The sequence below is a fragment of the Aeromonas sp. 30P genome (genome assembly GCF_051919805.1).
Lineage (GTDB): Bacteria > Pseudomonadota > Gammaproteobacteria > Enterobacterales > Aeromonadaceae > Aeromonas > Aeromonas veronii.
Genome location: NZ_JBQBEA010000001.1, coordinates 3,954,686 through 3,968,488 on the forward strand (window position 1 = coordinate 3,954,686; position 13,803 = coordinate 3,968,488).

Annotated in this window: 16 protein-coding genes; 13 read left to right on the forward strand and 3 right to left on the reverse strand. The window is 60.4% G+C overall.

Translation table 11 applies throughout. From position 1 onward, the window contains the following. The first annotated feature begins 41 nt into the window (after positions 1-41). Both mrcB and gloA2 read left to right on the forward strand, forming a co-directional pair. Positions 42-2,360, forward strand: coding sequence for a penicillin-binding protein 1B (gene mrcB / locus ACTG2B_RS18420; protein ID WP_439996593.1), 2,319 nt, complete (start codon positions 42-44; stop codon positions 2,358-2,360). Positions 2,361-2,418: 58 nt separating this feature from the next. Further along, complete coding sequence (gloA2, locus tag ACTG2B_RS18425; protein ID WP_439996594.1) at positions 2,419-2,820, forward strand: SMU1112c/YaeR family gloxylase I-like metalloprotein; 402 nt, start codon at positions 2,419-2,421, stop codon at positions 2,818-2,820. A 78-nt stretch (positions 2,821-2,898) separates the two neighbouring features. Here the strand turns inward: gloA2 and ACTG2B_RS18430 are convergent, their stop codons facing one another. Further along, positions 2,899-3,219 carry an SMR family transporter gene (locus ACTG2B_RS18430; protein ID WP_005335659.1) on the reverse strand — a complete coding sequence of 107 codons (321 nt, stop codon included), beginning with the start codon at positions 3,217-3,219 and terminating at the stop codon, positions 2,899-2,901. Beyond that, a complete protein-coding gene (locus tag ACTG2B_RS18435) occupies positions 3,216-3,602 on the reverse strand; it encodes a DMT family transporter (protein WP_005335660.1) in 387 nt (128 codons plus the stop codon). Before ACTG2B_RS18435 ends, ACTG2B_RS18430 begins: the two co-directional genes overlap by 4 nt. Before the next feature lie 158 nt (positions 3,603-3,760). On the opposite strand from ACTG2B_RS18435, the gene ACTG2B_RS18440 reads away from it, so the two are divergent. The 3 genes from ACTG2B_RS18440 (at position 3,761) to ppa (ending at position 7,079) form a co-directional block, all read left to right on the forward strand. After that, positions 3,761-4,642 (forward strand): LysR family transcriptional regulator, encoded by an 882-nt coding sequence (locus ACTG2B_RS18440; RefSeq protein WP_005354677.1) that lies wholly within the window; start codon positions 3,761-3,763, stop codon positions 4,640-4,642. Between the two features lie 109 nt (positions 4,643-4,751). Continuing rightward, positions 4,752-6,332, forward strand: coding sequence for a DUF3369 domain-containing protein (locus ACTG2B_RS18445; RefSeq protein ID WP_439996595.1), 1,581 nt, complete (start codon positions 4,752-4,754; stop codon positions 6,330-6,332). Between the two features lie 216 nt (positions 6,333-6,548). Continuing rightward, positions 6,549-7,079, forward strand: a complete 531-nt coding sequence (gene ppa / locus ACTG2B_RS18450; RefSeq protein ID WP_005335667.1) for an inorganic diphosphatase — start codon at positions 6,549-6,551, stop codon at positions 7,077-7,079. Between the two features lie 29 nt (positions 7,080-7,108). On the opposite strand, the gene ACTG2B_RS18455 is transcribed toward ppa, so the two are convergent. Continuing rightward, on the reverse strand, positions 7,109-7,456 hold the full coding sequence (locus tag ACTG2B_RS18455; protein WP_201933422.1) for a hypothetical protein: 348 nt from the start codon (positions 7,454-7,456) through the stop codon (positions 7,109-7,111). Positions 7,457-7,595: 139 nt separating this feature from the next. Here ACTG2B_RS18455 and ACTG2B_RS18460 point away from each other — a divergent pair, with 139 nt between their 5' ends. From ACTG2B_RS18460 to ACTG2B_RS18495, 8 genes are all read left to right on the forward strand, one after another. Further along, positions 7,596-8,486 carry a hypothetical protein gene (locus tag ACTG2B_RS18460; protein WP_043821720.1) on the forward strand — a complete coding sequence of 297 codons (891 nt, stop codon included), beginning with the start codon at positions 7,596-7,598 and terminating at the stop codon, positions 8,484-8,486. Between the two features lie 220 nt (positions 8,487-8,706). Further along, entirely contained in the window at positions 8,707-9,249 is a 543-nt protein-coding gene (locus ACTG2B_RS18465; RefSeq protein WP_439996596.1) for a YtfJ family protein, read from the forward strand. Between the two features lie 44 nt (positions 9,250-9,293). Beyond that, positions 9,294-9,593, forward strand: a complete 300-nt coding sequence (locus ACTG2B_RS18470) for a hypothetical protein (RefSeq protein ID WP_236353941.1) — start codon at positions 9,294-9,296, stop codon at positions 9,591-9,593. A 31-nt stretch (positions 9,594-9,624) separates the two neighbouring features. After that, entirely contained in the window at positions 9,625-10,221 is a 597-nt protein-coding gene (locus tag ACTG2B_RS18475) for a DUF2796 domain-containing protein (RefSeq protein ID WP_439996597.1), read from the forward strand. A 4-nt stretch (positions 10,222-10,225) separates the two neighbouring features. Next, a complete protein-coding gene (locus ACTG2B_RS18480) occupies positions 10,226-10,915 on the forward strand; it encodes an ABC transporter ATP-binding protein (protein WP_236322960.1) in 690 nt (229 codons plus the stop codon). Beyond that, entirely contained in the window at positions 10,909-12,156 is a 1,248-nt protein-coding gene (locus ACTG2B_RS18485; RefSeq protein WP_005354695.1) for an ABC transporter permease, read from the forward strand. The genes ACTG2B_RS18480 and ACTG2B_RS18485 overlap by 7 nt, the downstream gene beginning before the upstream one ends. A gap of 31 nt (positions 12,157-12,187) precedes the next feature. Next, complete coding sequence (locus tag ACTG2B_RS18490) at positions 12,188-12,661, forward strand: DUF3299 domain-containing protein (protein WP_201946670.1); 474 nt, start codon at positions 12,188-12,190, stop codon at positions 12,659-12,661. Positions 12,662-12,765: 104 nt separating this feature from the next. Beyond that, positions 12,766-13,626: a TIGR03899 family protein gene (locus ACTG2B_RS18495; RefSeq protein WP_047439578.1), complete on the forward strand. Its 861-nt coding sequence runs from the start codon at positions 12,766-12,768 to the stop codon at positions 13,624-13,626. The last annotated feature ends 177 nt before the right edge of the window (positions 13,627-13,803 follow it).

Genomic DNA, 13,803 nt, shown 5'->3' on the forward strand with positions numbered 1-13,803 from the left:
GAATGCGACATAACAAGTAGAAAGGAAAGCAAAGAGGATTTATGGCAACCCAACGACGCAAGCGTGCCCCCAAGAAGGCAGCGCCCAAACGCACCATCTGGCGCAAGCTGTTCTGGCTTGGCTTCAAGCTCTCCCTGGTGGTGGCGGCCTTTATGGTGGTGTTTGGCATCTACCTCGATACCAAGGTGCGCGAGCGCTTCGATGGCGAGAAGTGGCAGCTGCCGGTGATGGTCTACAGCCGCCCGCTGGAGCTCTACCCCAGCCAGCGCCTGTCACGGGACCAGATGCTGCGCGAGCTCAACATGCTGAGCTACAAGCAGGTGCGCCAGCCTCACACGCCGGGTGAATACACCATCAATGGCAACCGCATCGAGCTTATTCGCCGTCCGTTCGAGTTCTATGATGGCGCCGATGGAGCCCGTGGCCTGCGCCTCACCTTCAACGGCCCGCGCCTTGAGGGGATCCAGTCGCTGGAGAACCAGCGCCAGCTCGGTTACGCCCAGATGGACCCGGTGCTGCTCGATCGCCTCAATACCGAGGATCGGGAAGATCGCCTGCTGGTGCGTATCGCCGAAGTGCCCGACAGCCTGCTGGTGACCCTGCTCACCACCGAAGATCGCGACTTCTACCAGCATGGCGGCGTCTCGCCGGTCGCCATCATGCGGGCCATGTTCGCCAACCTGATCGCGGGTCGTACCGTGCAGGGGGGCAGTACCCTCACCCAGCAGCTGGCCAAGAACTTCTTCCTGACCCGTGAGCGCAGCCTGTGGCGAAAACTGCAGGAAGCCTATATGGCGGTGCTGATCGACTATCGCTACAGCAAGGACGAGATCCTCGAGTCCTACCTCAACGAGGTCTATCTGGGGCAGAACTTCTCGCAAGGGGTCTACGGTTTCGGCCTCGCCTCCTACTTCTACTTCGGCATTCCGGTCAACGAGCTGGATATCGATCAGGTCGCCCTGCTGGTCGGTCTGGTGAAAGGCCCCTCCTATTACGACCCATGGCGCTTCCCGGAGCGGGCCAAGACCCGCCGTGATCTGGTGCTGAAGCTGCTGATGGATCACGGCAGCCTGACCCAGGCCGAATATGAGCTGGCCAGCCGCCAGCCCCTGGGCATCATCGCCCGCGGCCAGATGAGTTATGGCCGTACCCCGGCCTTTATGGGACTGCTCAAGCGAGAGATCCAGAGCCGCTTCGGCGCCGATCTGCTCAAGCAGTCTGGCCTGAAGATCTTCACCAGCCTCGACCCCATCGCCCAGCACGCGGCCGAGCGAGCGGTCGAATCGGGCCTCGCCGATATCGAAAAGCTGCGCGGCAAGAAGAAGCTGGAGGCGGCCATGGTGGTCTCCGACTGGCACAAGGGCGAAGTGGTCGCGCTGGTGGGTGGCCGCGATCCCCGCTACGCCGGGTTCAACCGGGCGCTGGATGCCCGCCGCCAGATCGGCTCGCTGGTGAAACCGGCGGTCTACCTCACCGGTCTCTCCAACGGCCTGACCCTGGCGACCCCGCTCAAAGATCAGCCGATCCGTATTCGCGGTCAGGATGGTCAGGTCTGGACGCCGCAGAACTATGATCGCAAGTTCCGCCAGAGCGTGCCGCTGATGGATGCATTGGCCAGCTCCCTCAACGTGCCGACCGTCAATCTGGGTCTGCAGGTGGGGCTGGAGAAGGTAGTCGACACCCTGCACAAGCTGGGAGTCCAGCAGGAGATCCAGCCCTATCCGTCGCTGGTGCTGGGGGCGGTGGCCCTCTCCCCGCTGGAGGTGAACCAGATGTATCTGCCCATCGCCAATCAGGGGCTAACCCAGCCGCTGTCGGCCATTCGCGCCGTAGTCAACGGGGATGGTAGCCTGCTCTATCAGCATGATCAGACCGCCAAGCGGGTCACCGACCAGCAAGCAAGCTGGTTGACCCTGTTCGCCATGACCAAGACGGTGAGTCAGGGCACGGCCCGCGCCCTCAGTGCCAAGTTCCCGGGCGCCACCATGGCGGCCAAGACAGGCACCACCAACGAGCTGCGCGACTCCTGGTTTGCCGGGATGGACAACAACGAGCTGGTCAGTATCTGGGTCGGTCGCGACGACAACACCCCGGCGGGCTTGACCGGTGCCAGTGGTGCTCTGCAGCTCTTTAGCGGCTACATGAGCCAGCGCGGCGTCAACAGTCTGGGGCTGAGGATGCCGGAAGGGGTCACCTGGGCCAACTTCTCCCGCGCCAGCGGCACCCGCGTCACCAGCGACTGCCCTGGCAGCCTGCAGGTACCGGCCAAAGCCTCCACCATGGGCTCCCCGGCCGGTTGCGCCAGCAGTCCATCGCCACGCAGTGCGCTGGATGACTGGTTCGGCGGTTTCTTCAACTAGATCAACAACACGGGCAGCGCAGGCTGCCCGTTCACTATGCTGCTGACAAGGAAACACCATGACCTTTCCGCTGTTTGACGCCATCCACCATGTGGCCATCATCGCCAGCGATTACCCACGCTCGCGCCACTTCTACCACGAGGTGCTGGGGCTACCCATCATCGCCGAGACCCTGCGCGAGGCGCGCCAGTCGTGGAAACTGGATCTGGCCCTGCCGGACGGCAGCCAGCTGGAGCTGTTCAGCTTCCCCTCGCCTCCCGAGCGCCCCTCCCGCCCCGAGGCGTGCGGCCTGCGCCATCTCGCCTTTCGGGTCAGCGACCTTGATCGGGTCATCGCCCACCTGCTGGCCCATCGGGTCGAGGCAGAGCCGGTGCGGGTGGACGAGCTGACCGGCAAGCGCTTTACCTTCTTCGCCGACCCCGACGGCCTGCCGCTGGAGCTCTACGAAGCGCCGCGCTGAGCCTGAGTCGGTCAAACAGTCGGCCAAACAAAAAGCCGCCCGGCGAAACCGGGCGGCTTTTCTTATTGCTTCAGGTTATCAGGCGGTTGTCAGCATAACGACAGCCAGCGCCATCACCATCATGCCAGCCCAGCCGATGGGCTTGAGCCGCTCACCGAAGAAGAGCAAACCGCCCAGCGCCGTACCGACGATGCCGATAGCCCCCCAGGTGGCGTAGGCAACAGCCAGGTCAATCTGGCCTCCACTTACCGCTTCCGAGAGCAGGGTAAAGGCGCCGAGTACCAGCATGATCCCCAGGAAGCCCCACCCCTTGTAACGAAAACCCTTGGAGCGGTTGATGGCCATGTTGGCGCCGATATCGATCAGTGCGGCACCCAGTACAATCACAAACGGACTCATGCTGTGGCCTCCGCTTCTACTGACTTGTCTGCGGGCTCATCATGGGTCTCCCCCATGGTCACCATAACAATCCCCACTATCGCGAGAGCCAGGCCAATCAGCTCCTGAACGGTCACATCGTAACCAAGGAACATGACCGACACTATGGTGATCAAGGTGATCCCTAGCCCCTCCCAGAGCGCAAACGCAATACCAATGGAGATTGTTTTGGCGGCTTTCGCCAGCAACCAGTACGAGAAACCGATCAACAGCCACATCGGGATGTAGTTCATCCAGCCAGCTCCCTGCTCGGGGATCATGGCCATGCTGGAGGTACCGGCGACCTCGGTCACGATGGCGCCGGTCAAAAACAGCCGGGCCAGAAACATACGACTTAATAACATATAAGATGCCTTTGTTGCTTCGACGGGAGAGATGGTAAATGGGGAGAAGCAACTCGCGACAATCGCTCAGCGTCGATTATTCCGACGCCACAGGTTTGCCTTGCCTTGGTTCGGCACGCTAAGGTGATGGTGAAAAACTCCGCCACAGCCTGTAACACATGAAGCTATATCAAATAGAACTCTTTGTAGAGTCAGCCAATAGCGGCTCTATTGCCAACACCGCCCGTCGCCTCGGCAAAAGCCGCAGCGCCGTCAGCACCGCCATCGCGGCGCTGGAAGTTGAGCTTGGCGTCGAACTTTTTGAACGAGGCGCCAATCAGAGTCGGCTGACCGAGATCGGCGAGCTGGTGCTTGATGATTGCACTCGCCTGCTGCAGGCAGCCAATAGCCTGCAGCAGAAGTGCAAACATTACGCCTCGGGGGCCGAAGTGGCGCTGCGGGTTGCCCGCGATGACGCCATTCCCGAGCCGGTGTGGCGCGAGATGCTGGCCAGCCTGCACAATCAGTTTCCCGGTACCAGTATCTCGCTGGTGCTCGCCTCCCCACCCGAACTGCCGGCGCTGGTGGAAGAGGGATTCGTCGATGCCGCTTTTGGCCTCATTACCGAAGATCAGGAGCGCAGCGGCCTCAATATCGACGTGCTCAACCCGATCCGCACCCTGATGGTGGTGGCACCCAGCCATCCGCTGGCCGGACTGAAGCGGGTCAAACAGCAGGATCTGACCGATCACACCCAGGTCACCCTCTCGTATGTAGATGAATTTTCAGTAAAAAGCCTGCTACCTGTGGGAGGCCAGCATATCGGCCTCTCCAGCTTTGAGTTGATGCGCAATGCGGTGCTGGACGGGCTGGGTTGGGCAGTGCTCCCCTCGCCGCTGATCCAGAGTCAGCTGCGACAAGGCTCCCTGCTGACCCTGAAACACAAGTTCAGCCTGCAGTGGCGGGATTACGGGGTCTATCTGGCGGAAAACGCCTATCACGGCAAGGTGTTGGCCTGGTTGAAGAAGTCGATCCAGGGGTATCTGGAACCTTTCGAGTAGCGATAAAGAGGCGGAGCCAGCTCACGATATCTGCTTATCCTGATGATCCGAGCGGATGTGATCGTGCATACTGTTCACATACTCATTGAGCGCCGGAGGCGTAACCGATATGAGCAGTGCCCAAGACAAGGACAATATCTTGCTGGACGACGACATCATCGAACTCGATGATGAGGAGGTCGTGGTCCCCAAGGCACTCAACCCATGGCAAGTGCTGATCGTGGATGATGAACCGGATATCCATCATGCCACCCGCCTGGCCCTCTCCAACATTCACTACAAATCCCGTCCGCTGGAACTGCTCAATGCCTACAGCGGCGCCGAAGCTGGCCGCATGCTGGAGGCCAATCCCAAGATTGCGCTGATCCTGCTCGATGTGGTGATGGAGACAGAAGACGCAGGTCTGCGGCTGGTGCACCGGATCCGCAACGAAATGCACAACTCGCTGGTGCGGATCGTGCTGCGTACCGGCCAGCCCGGTCAGGCCCCCGAGCAGCGGGTGATCCTCGATTACGACATCAATGACTACAAGACCAAGACCGAACTGACGGTACAAAAGCTTTACACCACCGTCATCGCATCCCTGCGTTCATACGAAACCCTCAGTGCCATCGACAAGAGCCGGCAGGGGCTCGGCAAAATTCTGGAAGGTGCGGGCGATCTCTACCATCTTCATTCACTCAAGGAGTTTGCCTCCGGCGTGCTGAAACAGATCAGCGCCATTCTCGATGTGGGCACCGAAGGGGCTATCTGCGCCGAGCGCCGTCCCGGCGAACAGGGGCTGGAGATCCTCGCCGCCACCGGCGACTACGAGACTCTGCTGGATGATGGCAAGATCACCGACTTTCCCACCCTCAATGACTCGGTCCTGAAGGCACTGGCGGCGCGCTGCAACCGCTTTGAACACCCGCAGGACTCCCTCTATATCGCCGCCCAGAATGGTCGCGAGTTCGTGTTGAGTTTTACCCCGACCCAGCCCCTCGATCCCCTCGAGTGCGACCTGCTGGATGTCTTCTGCCAGCGCATCTCGGCAGCCTACGACAACCTCTATCTCTACAACCAGTTGCTGCGCGCCCAAGAGGCCACCGTGGTGGCGCTGGCGGCGCTGGCGGAGTTCCGCGACTCCGATACCGGCGAGCATGTCTTGCGGGTGCAGAAGCTCTCGGATGCCATCGTGGCCGAATTGAAGCAGATGGCGGCCTATCCCGAGCAGCTGACCCCAGAGTTTGTCGAGATGATCGGCATGGCCTCCATCCTGCACGATGTGGGCAAGGTGGGCACCCCGGATCATATCCTGCACAAGCCCGGACGTTTCGACCCGGAAGAGAGGGCCATCATGGAGCAGCACGCCGGCATCGGCGCCAATATCCTGCACAAGGCGGGCGAAATGGTGGAGGGAACCAGCTACCTCTCTCTCGGCGCCGAAATCGCCCGGGGCCACCACGAGCACTTCGATGGCAAAGGATACCCGCAGCAGCTGGCTGGTCAGCAGATCCCCCTGTCGGCGAGGATTGTGGCGGTAGTCGATGTATTCGATGCCCTGCTCAGCAAGCGCCCCTACAAGGAGCCCTGGACGCTGACGCAGACCATGGAGTATATCCAGTCCCGCTCCGGCACCCAGTTTGACCCCCATGTAGTGACAGCCCTGTCGCGACTGGTCAACGAATCGAGACTACCCTACTCGCTCTGACCCTCTTTGCTCGCAACTCCACATGCCCTGCCGGTGACCTTGCTCACCGGCAGGGCATCAAAACAGCCGTTTTGTTGCATCCCGCACACATCAAAGCGCCGCAAACAGGAAACATCCCCCTTCTTTGTTAGCGATAGCCGCTGAAATATGGTCATTTAACATCACATCGCTATAATATCGGCCTGCAAACCTGATACTAACAACGAAGGAATTATCATGAGCCTGAACCTGGTACCGGCCGGCAAGAGCCTGCCCGACGATATCTATGTCATCATCGAAATCCCGCAGAATGCCGACCCGATCAAATACGAAGTCGACAAGGACAGCGGTGCTATTTTCGTCGATCGCTTCATGTCTACCCCGATGTTCTATCCGTGCAACTACGGCTACGTGAACGCGACCCTTTCTCTGGATGGTGACCCCGTCGACGTACTGGTTCCGACCCCCTACCCGCTGCTGGCCGGTTCCGTCATTCGCTGCCGCCCGGTTGGCGTGCTGAAGATGACCGACGAATCTGGCGAAGATGCCAAGATCGTTGCTGTACCGCACTCCAAGCTGACCAAGCAGTACGACCACATCCAGGATGTGAACGATCTGCCGGAACTGCTGAAAGCCCAGATCCAGCACTTCTTCGAGCGCTACAAAGAGCTGGAAGCGGGCAAATGGGTCAAGGTGGAAGGTTGGGGTGACAAGGCCGCTGCCGAAGCCGAGATCAAGACCTCTGCCGAGCGTTACGCTGCCAAGTAAGCGTCACTCGGTTTGTAAAAAAAGGCGCCTTATGGCGCCTTTTTTGTCGGTGTTTGCGGCAGCTGACCGGTCGCATCTTCGGCAGGATTGCCCTGAATGTATATTTCACGACCATCTTTCTGGTAGGGACGATAGTAATCACCGCCACAGCGATAGCCACCGCCCGGCTGGCTCATCAGCTCGCAGTTGACCGGCAACACCTCCAGCCACTTGATGGCCTGCTGGTAGCGCAGCCACTCCTGCCATTCGTGTTCGCGCGCCAGCTGGTCACGCAGAGCAAAGGTATCCGCAATGGACATCCCCTTGTTGACGATCACCTGACCCGCCATGGCTGGCAGGCTGAGCAGCCCAAACAACACTATGATCCAAGGCTTCATAACCCCTCCAGAGTGACTTAATTTCACAATTAAATTAAAAGTCACATCAATCTGTTATCCAGATCACAAAACGAAACATCACCAAAGTGGTGCCGGCTCACCTAGTTGTTAATTATCGTCCACGGCAGGAAGCACCACCATGAAGCTGACCCCCGCGCTGTTGCTCAGCCTCACTCTCTGCACCACTCTTGGTGCTACAAGCAACGCTAGCGAGATCAACATGAGCTGGCAGTGGCAATCCACCGATGGCCAGCGCAAGCACTTCCAGCTGACCACCGACGATCAGGTGATGGCCGCCAGTCGCCACGAGATGAGCCTGCTGAAGGCCTCTCTCACCAATCCGCTGGAGACCCTTTACGCCTACATCAGCCCGCGGCTCTACAACAGCATCAACCTGATCAATCAGAGCAGCCCCGAGACCGCTACCAAATTTCGTAATCTGGAGCAGGCCTTCACCCTGCGGGACGACAGCATGGAGTCGATGCTGTTTTGGCAAGCCTACCAGCAGTATCAGGAGGATGCCTTCTACCAGATGAGGGTGATCCCCTGCGTCCATCCGGCCAATCGCAAACTGCCTTGCGTGCGACCCGATTACTCCCAGCTCTTCTACCACTTCAAAGGGCACCTCAAGCCGCTGGCTCAGCAATTTGCGGCCAAGGATCTCGCCACCAGCGTCAGCCTGCTGCAGGAGTGGCTGAACGCCATCCCCACCCAGCCGGAGCAGCTGGATCACTTCGCGCCGCCGCTGCAGGCGTTGCAGGATAACAAGGCCGACAGCGACGAGAAGGCGCTGTTGATGGCCAGCCTGCTGGCGGAGCTGGCGCCGCAATATGTGCTCAGCATCATCTATCCGGATATCAGCATCGGCAGCGTCTCCCCTGCCTGGCTGGCCATTACGGCAGACAGTGGCGTACCCGGTGATGTGGTGGTGATCAACAATCAGCGCCATGTGCTGCTGACCGGCTCGTCCCTGCTGGCCCAGCAGATGACCATGGCCAAGATCCCCCTCATCAGCGAATCGCTCTACTGACACAGACAGCTCAGACCAGCAGCCAATTCATTGATTTTTATCGATGTCATGCCATCCTAGCCGCCCTTGCCAGCCAACCCCCTGACTGGCGGGGCGCCGACGCTTCTGAATTGCGATCTTATTTAACACTTTTTAAACAGATCCGATCAGTTTAGGATGAAGCTCGCCCATTCCCTCAATCCGAAACTCGTTATAACATAACAAATGGAGTGTCATCAGGATGAAACATCTCGTACTTACTTTGGCGCTGCTGCCATCTCTGGTCTTTGCTCACAACTTCAAGGATGGCAACCCGGTGCCGCTGGTCAATGTCAGCGACAAAGGCGAGCTGGTACTGAATGGCAAAGATATCGGCTACCAGCCGTGGCAGAGCACCTCGCTCACCGGCAAGGTATTCCTGATCCAGCATATTGCCGGTCGCTCCAGTGCCAAGGAGCTGAACGCCCCGATGATCGAGGCAATCAAGGCCGCCAAACTGCCGCAAGACAAGTACCAGACCGTTACCGTAGTCAACAGCAATGACGCCATCTGGGGCACCTCCGGCTTCGTGAAGAGCAGTGCCGAGGACAGCAAGAAAGAGTTCCCCTGGTCCGCCATGGTGCTGGATGCCAAGGGTATGGCGCGCAACGCCTGGGATCTGACGCCGGAAAGCTCGGCGATCATTCTGCTGGATAAAGAAGGCAAAGTGCTGTTTGCCAAAGATGGCCAGCTCGATGCCAACAACATTGCTACCGTGATGGGGCTCATCAAGTCCCATCTCTAAGTCAGAGAGAAAGGGCGCTGATGGCGCCCTTTCCATAAGGGTCTATGGGTCGTATCAAGCTGAAAATCTGGATCTTGCTGCTGGGCTGGTTATGGCTGCAGCCTGCCCTTGCCCGGCACCAGTTTGAATCCGTCCTGCCCGGCCACGACGACCATCACTGCCTGGTTTGCGCCCTCCATCTGGATGGCAAGCAAGTCATCACCGCTACCCCCTATTGTTTCCCCGGTTCGACCTCTGTTCTGCCCGCAGTTGCAATCATGCAACGCTCGGCAGATACCGCCACGCTTCACAGCTATGCCATCCGTGCGCCGCCCGCCTCTGCTTTTCTCTATCCCTTTGTTTAATTTCGCTATTTGTTTTGAAAAAGGATTAAAGATGAAAGCAGTTACTCTGTTGCTGGCCGCAGCGGCCTTTGGCGCACACGCCAATCACGACGAACACGAGAGCCACAGCCACGGCGCCCACGAGCATGGCCACGGCCACCTCAATCTGGTGGTCGATGGCGATCAGCTGATGATCGAGCTGCAGGCCCCTGCTGCCGATTTGGTGGGCTTCGAGCACGCCGCCAAGAGCACTGAAGAGAAGGCGCAGTATGCCAAGGCGGTCGCCCGCCTCCAGCAGCCTGACGCCCTGTTCCGCTTCGACCCGGCGGCTGGCTGCAAACTGACCCAGCAGGAGCTGCAAGCAGCCAAAGAAGAGCACGATCACGACCATGACCATGACCATGACCATGACCATGACAAGGCTGCCAGCGACAAACATGAAGACCAGCATAATCATGACGAAGCGGGTCACGCCGATATGGGCGCCATGTACACCTACACCTGCGCCACCCCGGCCAAACTGGCCGGCCTTGAGGCGACCCTGTTCAGCGTCTATCCGAGCCTTGAGCAGCTGAGCGTGCAGGGGATCCTGCCCACCGGCCAGACCGCTGGCGAGCTGACCCCGTCCGCCAACAAGCTGAGCTGGTAACGCCATGAAAAAAGCCGTGGTTGAGATCCGCGATCTGGCCTTTACCTGGCCAGGTGGCGACGCTGTACTCGATCTGCCCGCCCTCACCATCCGCGAGGGTGAGCGGGTCTTTATCAAGGGCCCGTCGGGCTCTGGCAAGTCGACCCTGCTCGGGTTGCTGGCCGGGATCCAGACCGCCAACCACGGCACCCTGGAGGTGCTGGGCCAACCATTGGCCCGGCTCTCTGGCCGTGCCCGTGACCACTTCCGGGCGGCCAATCTGGGTTATATCTTCCAGCAGTTCAATCTGCTGCCCTTTCTCTCGGTGCAGGACAACGTGACCGCTGCCCTCACCTTTTCGCCCGCTAAACGGGCTCGCCTGCAAGGGAGTCCGGAGCAGGAGGCGCGCCGTCTGCTGGCGGAGCTGCAACTGCCGGATGACGCACTGCATCGCCCCGTCCATGCCCTCAGCATCGGCCAGCAGCAGCGGGTTGCCGCCGCGCGGGCGCTGATCGGCTCGCCGCCACTGGTGATCGCCGACGAGCCCACCTCGGCACTCGACACCGACAACCGGGCCGCCTTTATCAAGCTGTTGTTCGAGGAGTGCGACAAGCAGGGCTCGACCCTCATCTTCGTCAGTCACGACCCTTATCTCGAACCCCTGTTCCCGCGGGTCGAAAACCTGCAACAGCTCAACCGGAGGGCATCATGCTAAAACTCGCCCTGCAAAGTCTCTGGGCCCGCCGACTCACCGCCGGGCTCACCCTGCTGGCCGTCGCCATCAGCGTCACCCTGCTGCTCGGGGTGGAGCGGGTGCGCACCCAGGCCCGTGAAAGCTTCTCCAACACCGTCTCGGGGACCGATCTCATCGTCGGCGCCCGCTCCGGCCAGGTGAACCTGCTGCTCTACTCGGTGTTTCGCATCGGCAACCCCACCAACAACGTGGGATGGGACTCCTATCAGGCCATCAAGCAGAAACCGGGCGTCGCCTGGACCATCCCGCTTTCCCTTGGTGACTCCCACAAGGGATTTCGGGTGCTCGGCACCAATGGCGACTACTTCACCCACCTGAAGTACGGTCAGCAGCAGTCGCTGCAACTGCGCGAAGGACGGCCTTTCGAGACGCCGTTTGAAGCGGTACTCGGCGCTCAGGTGGCCGAGAAGCTCGGCTATCACCTCGACCAATCCATCGTCATCGCCCACGGCGCTGGCAACACCTCGTTCAGCCAGCACGACAACCTGCCATTCAAGGTGGTGGGTATTCTGGCGCCGACCGGCACCCCGATCGATCGCACCATCCATGTGCCGCTGGCGGGGATAGAGGCGATCCATCTGGGCTGGGATACCGGCCGCCACAGCAAGAACGTGACGCCGGAGCAGGCGCTGGCGCAGGATCTCACCCCGAAAACCATCACCGCCTTTATGGTGGGCTTGAGCAACCGGATCCTGGCGTTCCAGCTGCAACGTAGCGTCAACACCTATCCCAAAGAGCCGCTGATGGCGATCCTGCCGGGGGCCGCCCTGCAGGAGCTGTGGAGCCTGATGAGCGTGGCGGAAACCGCGCTGTCGGTCATCGCCGGTTTCGTGGTGGTGGCGGGCCTGATCGGCATGCTGACTACCCTGCTGGCAGGGCTTAACGAGCGGCGCCGGGAGCTCGCCATCTTGCGCTCCCTCGGCGCGGGCCCTGCCCACCTGTTCCTGCTGCTGGCGCTGGAAGCGATGGCGCTGACCACGGTCGGCATTGCTCTCGGGGTCGCCGTGCTCTATCTGGGGCAGGGGCTTGCCTCGCCCTGGCTGCTCAGCCACTATGGCCTGCAACTGAGTCTGGGGCTGCCGAGCACCTACGAGTGGCAATTGCTGGGGGTAGTCTGGCTGGCAGGCATGGTGATCGGCCTGCTCCCTGCCGCCCGCGCTTACCGCTACAGCCTGAGCGATGGCATGAGCATTCGCGTCTAGCGAGACGCCCAAAATTGAAACAGAAGGACAGATGATGAAGTGGAAAATTGTGGCGCTGCTCGCCAGCCTGCTGGTACTGCCCGCCATGGCCGCCGATTACAAGACCATCGACTGGGATGTGCTGATCCCGGAAGGGGAAAAACTGCTGCCACCACCCCAGGTCAATCACGAAGATCCCATGTCGGTGCCGCAACCGGTGGGCGGGGTAAACAAGAAGCTGGACAACCAGGATGTGCGCATTCCGGGCTTCGTGGTGCCGCTGGAAGGGGATGCCAAGAAGATCACCGCCTTCCTGCTGGTGCCCTACTTCGGCGCCTGCATCCACGTGCCGCCGCCCCCCACCAATCAGGTGATCTATGTGAGCTACCCCAAGGGTGCGCCGGTGGATGATCTGTGGGATGCCATCTGGGTGAAGGGCAAGATGCGCACGGTCAGCTCCAGCCACGAGATGGCCACCGCCTCCTATTCGATGGAAGCGGTCGAGGTGAGCGTTTACGAGGAGTAATCCTCCCGTTGCAAAAAAAGCGGCCTCCACGGAGGCCGCTTTGTTATCTTGGCATCCCGGTTGGAGTAACATTCAGCTCCAGAACCTGTGCGAATGGAGTCAGCATGGCAGACCTCCCCCCCCCGAAAAAAGAGAGTTCGATCCTGAGCAGCCAGGAGCAGACCCTGCGTCTGGCCCGCAGTCGCGGCATCGACGGCATGCTCACCCGCAATACCGACAGCACCTTCGAACAGCGCGCCACCTTTCGCCATCTGGCGGATCAGGCCGCTCGCCAGCGCAATCTGGAAGCCATCATGGTGATGGCCTCCCGCCACTGCGAAGAGACCGCGGCCGGCGGCGAGATGGACAGCGACTGGCTGACCCGCTTTCTGCAACTGGCGGAAGATATCAGCATGGTGCCGATGCAGCAGCTGTGGGGGCGGATCTTCGCGCTGGAAGTCGCCACGCCGGGCCGCTTCTCCATTCGAGCGCTCGCCACCCTCAAAGAGATGACCCAGCGCGAGGCCCAGCTGTTTCAGCGCATCTGTTCACTGACCTGCCACTACACCGGCAGCGACGAGCAGCGACTGCTGCTGGGGCTGCACAAGGGGGCCACCCTGCTGAGTCGTGCCAAGGCAACGCGGCTCGGCCTTGGCAAATACCGACTGCCCTACAACGCCCTGCTGCAACTGTTTGAGCTGGGGCTGCTGCATCGCGCGGAGCTGGAATCCGGCCCGCTGCCCGCCGATGGGGTCGAGCTGGAGTTTGGCAACCAGCGCTGGCGGCTGCAGTGCAAGCAGAACAACATCACCCTGCTCTACTACCGCCTCACCCCGGTGGGCAACGAGCTTGCCCAGCTGCTGCAAGAGTCACCGCTGGAGGAGTACCTGCAGGATCTGAAAACCGTGCTGGTGCAGGGGATCCAGATTGAAGTGATGCAGCTCGTCAGCGCCCCCTCCTCACCCGCTCCCGACCCTCTCCCCTGATCTCTGGCGGGGCAGTGGATGCCCCGTCGGTTCGTGGCTCCTTCGCATCAAGCTGCTGACTCCAAGCTCATGGGCTTAACCAGAATAGGTTGCAAATTGCAGATGCCGCAGAGGCACACCCCGTCTGCTCCGTTGCATATTGCAAACAACAACGATCTTTTCCTGCCAAAACGACAC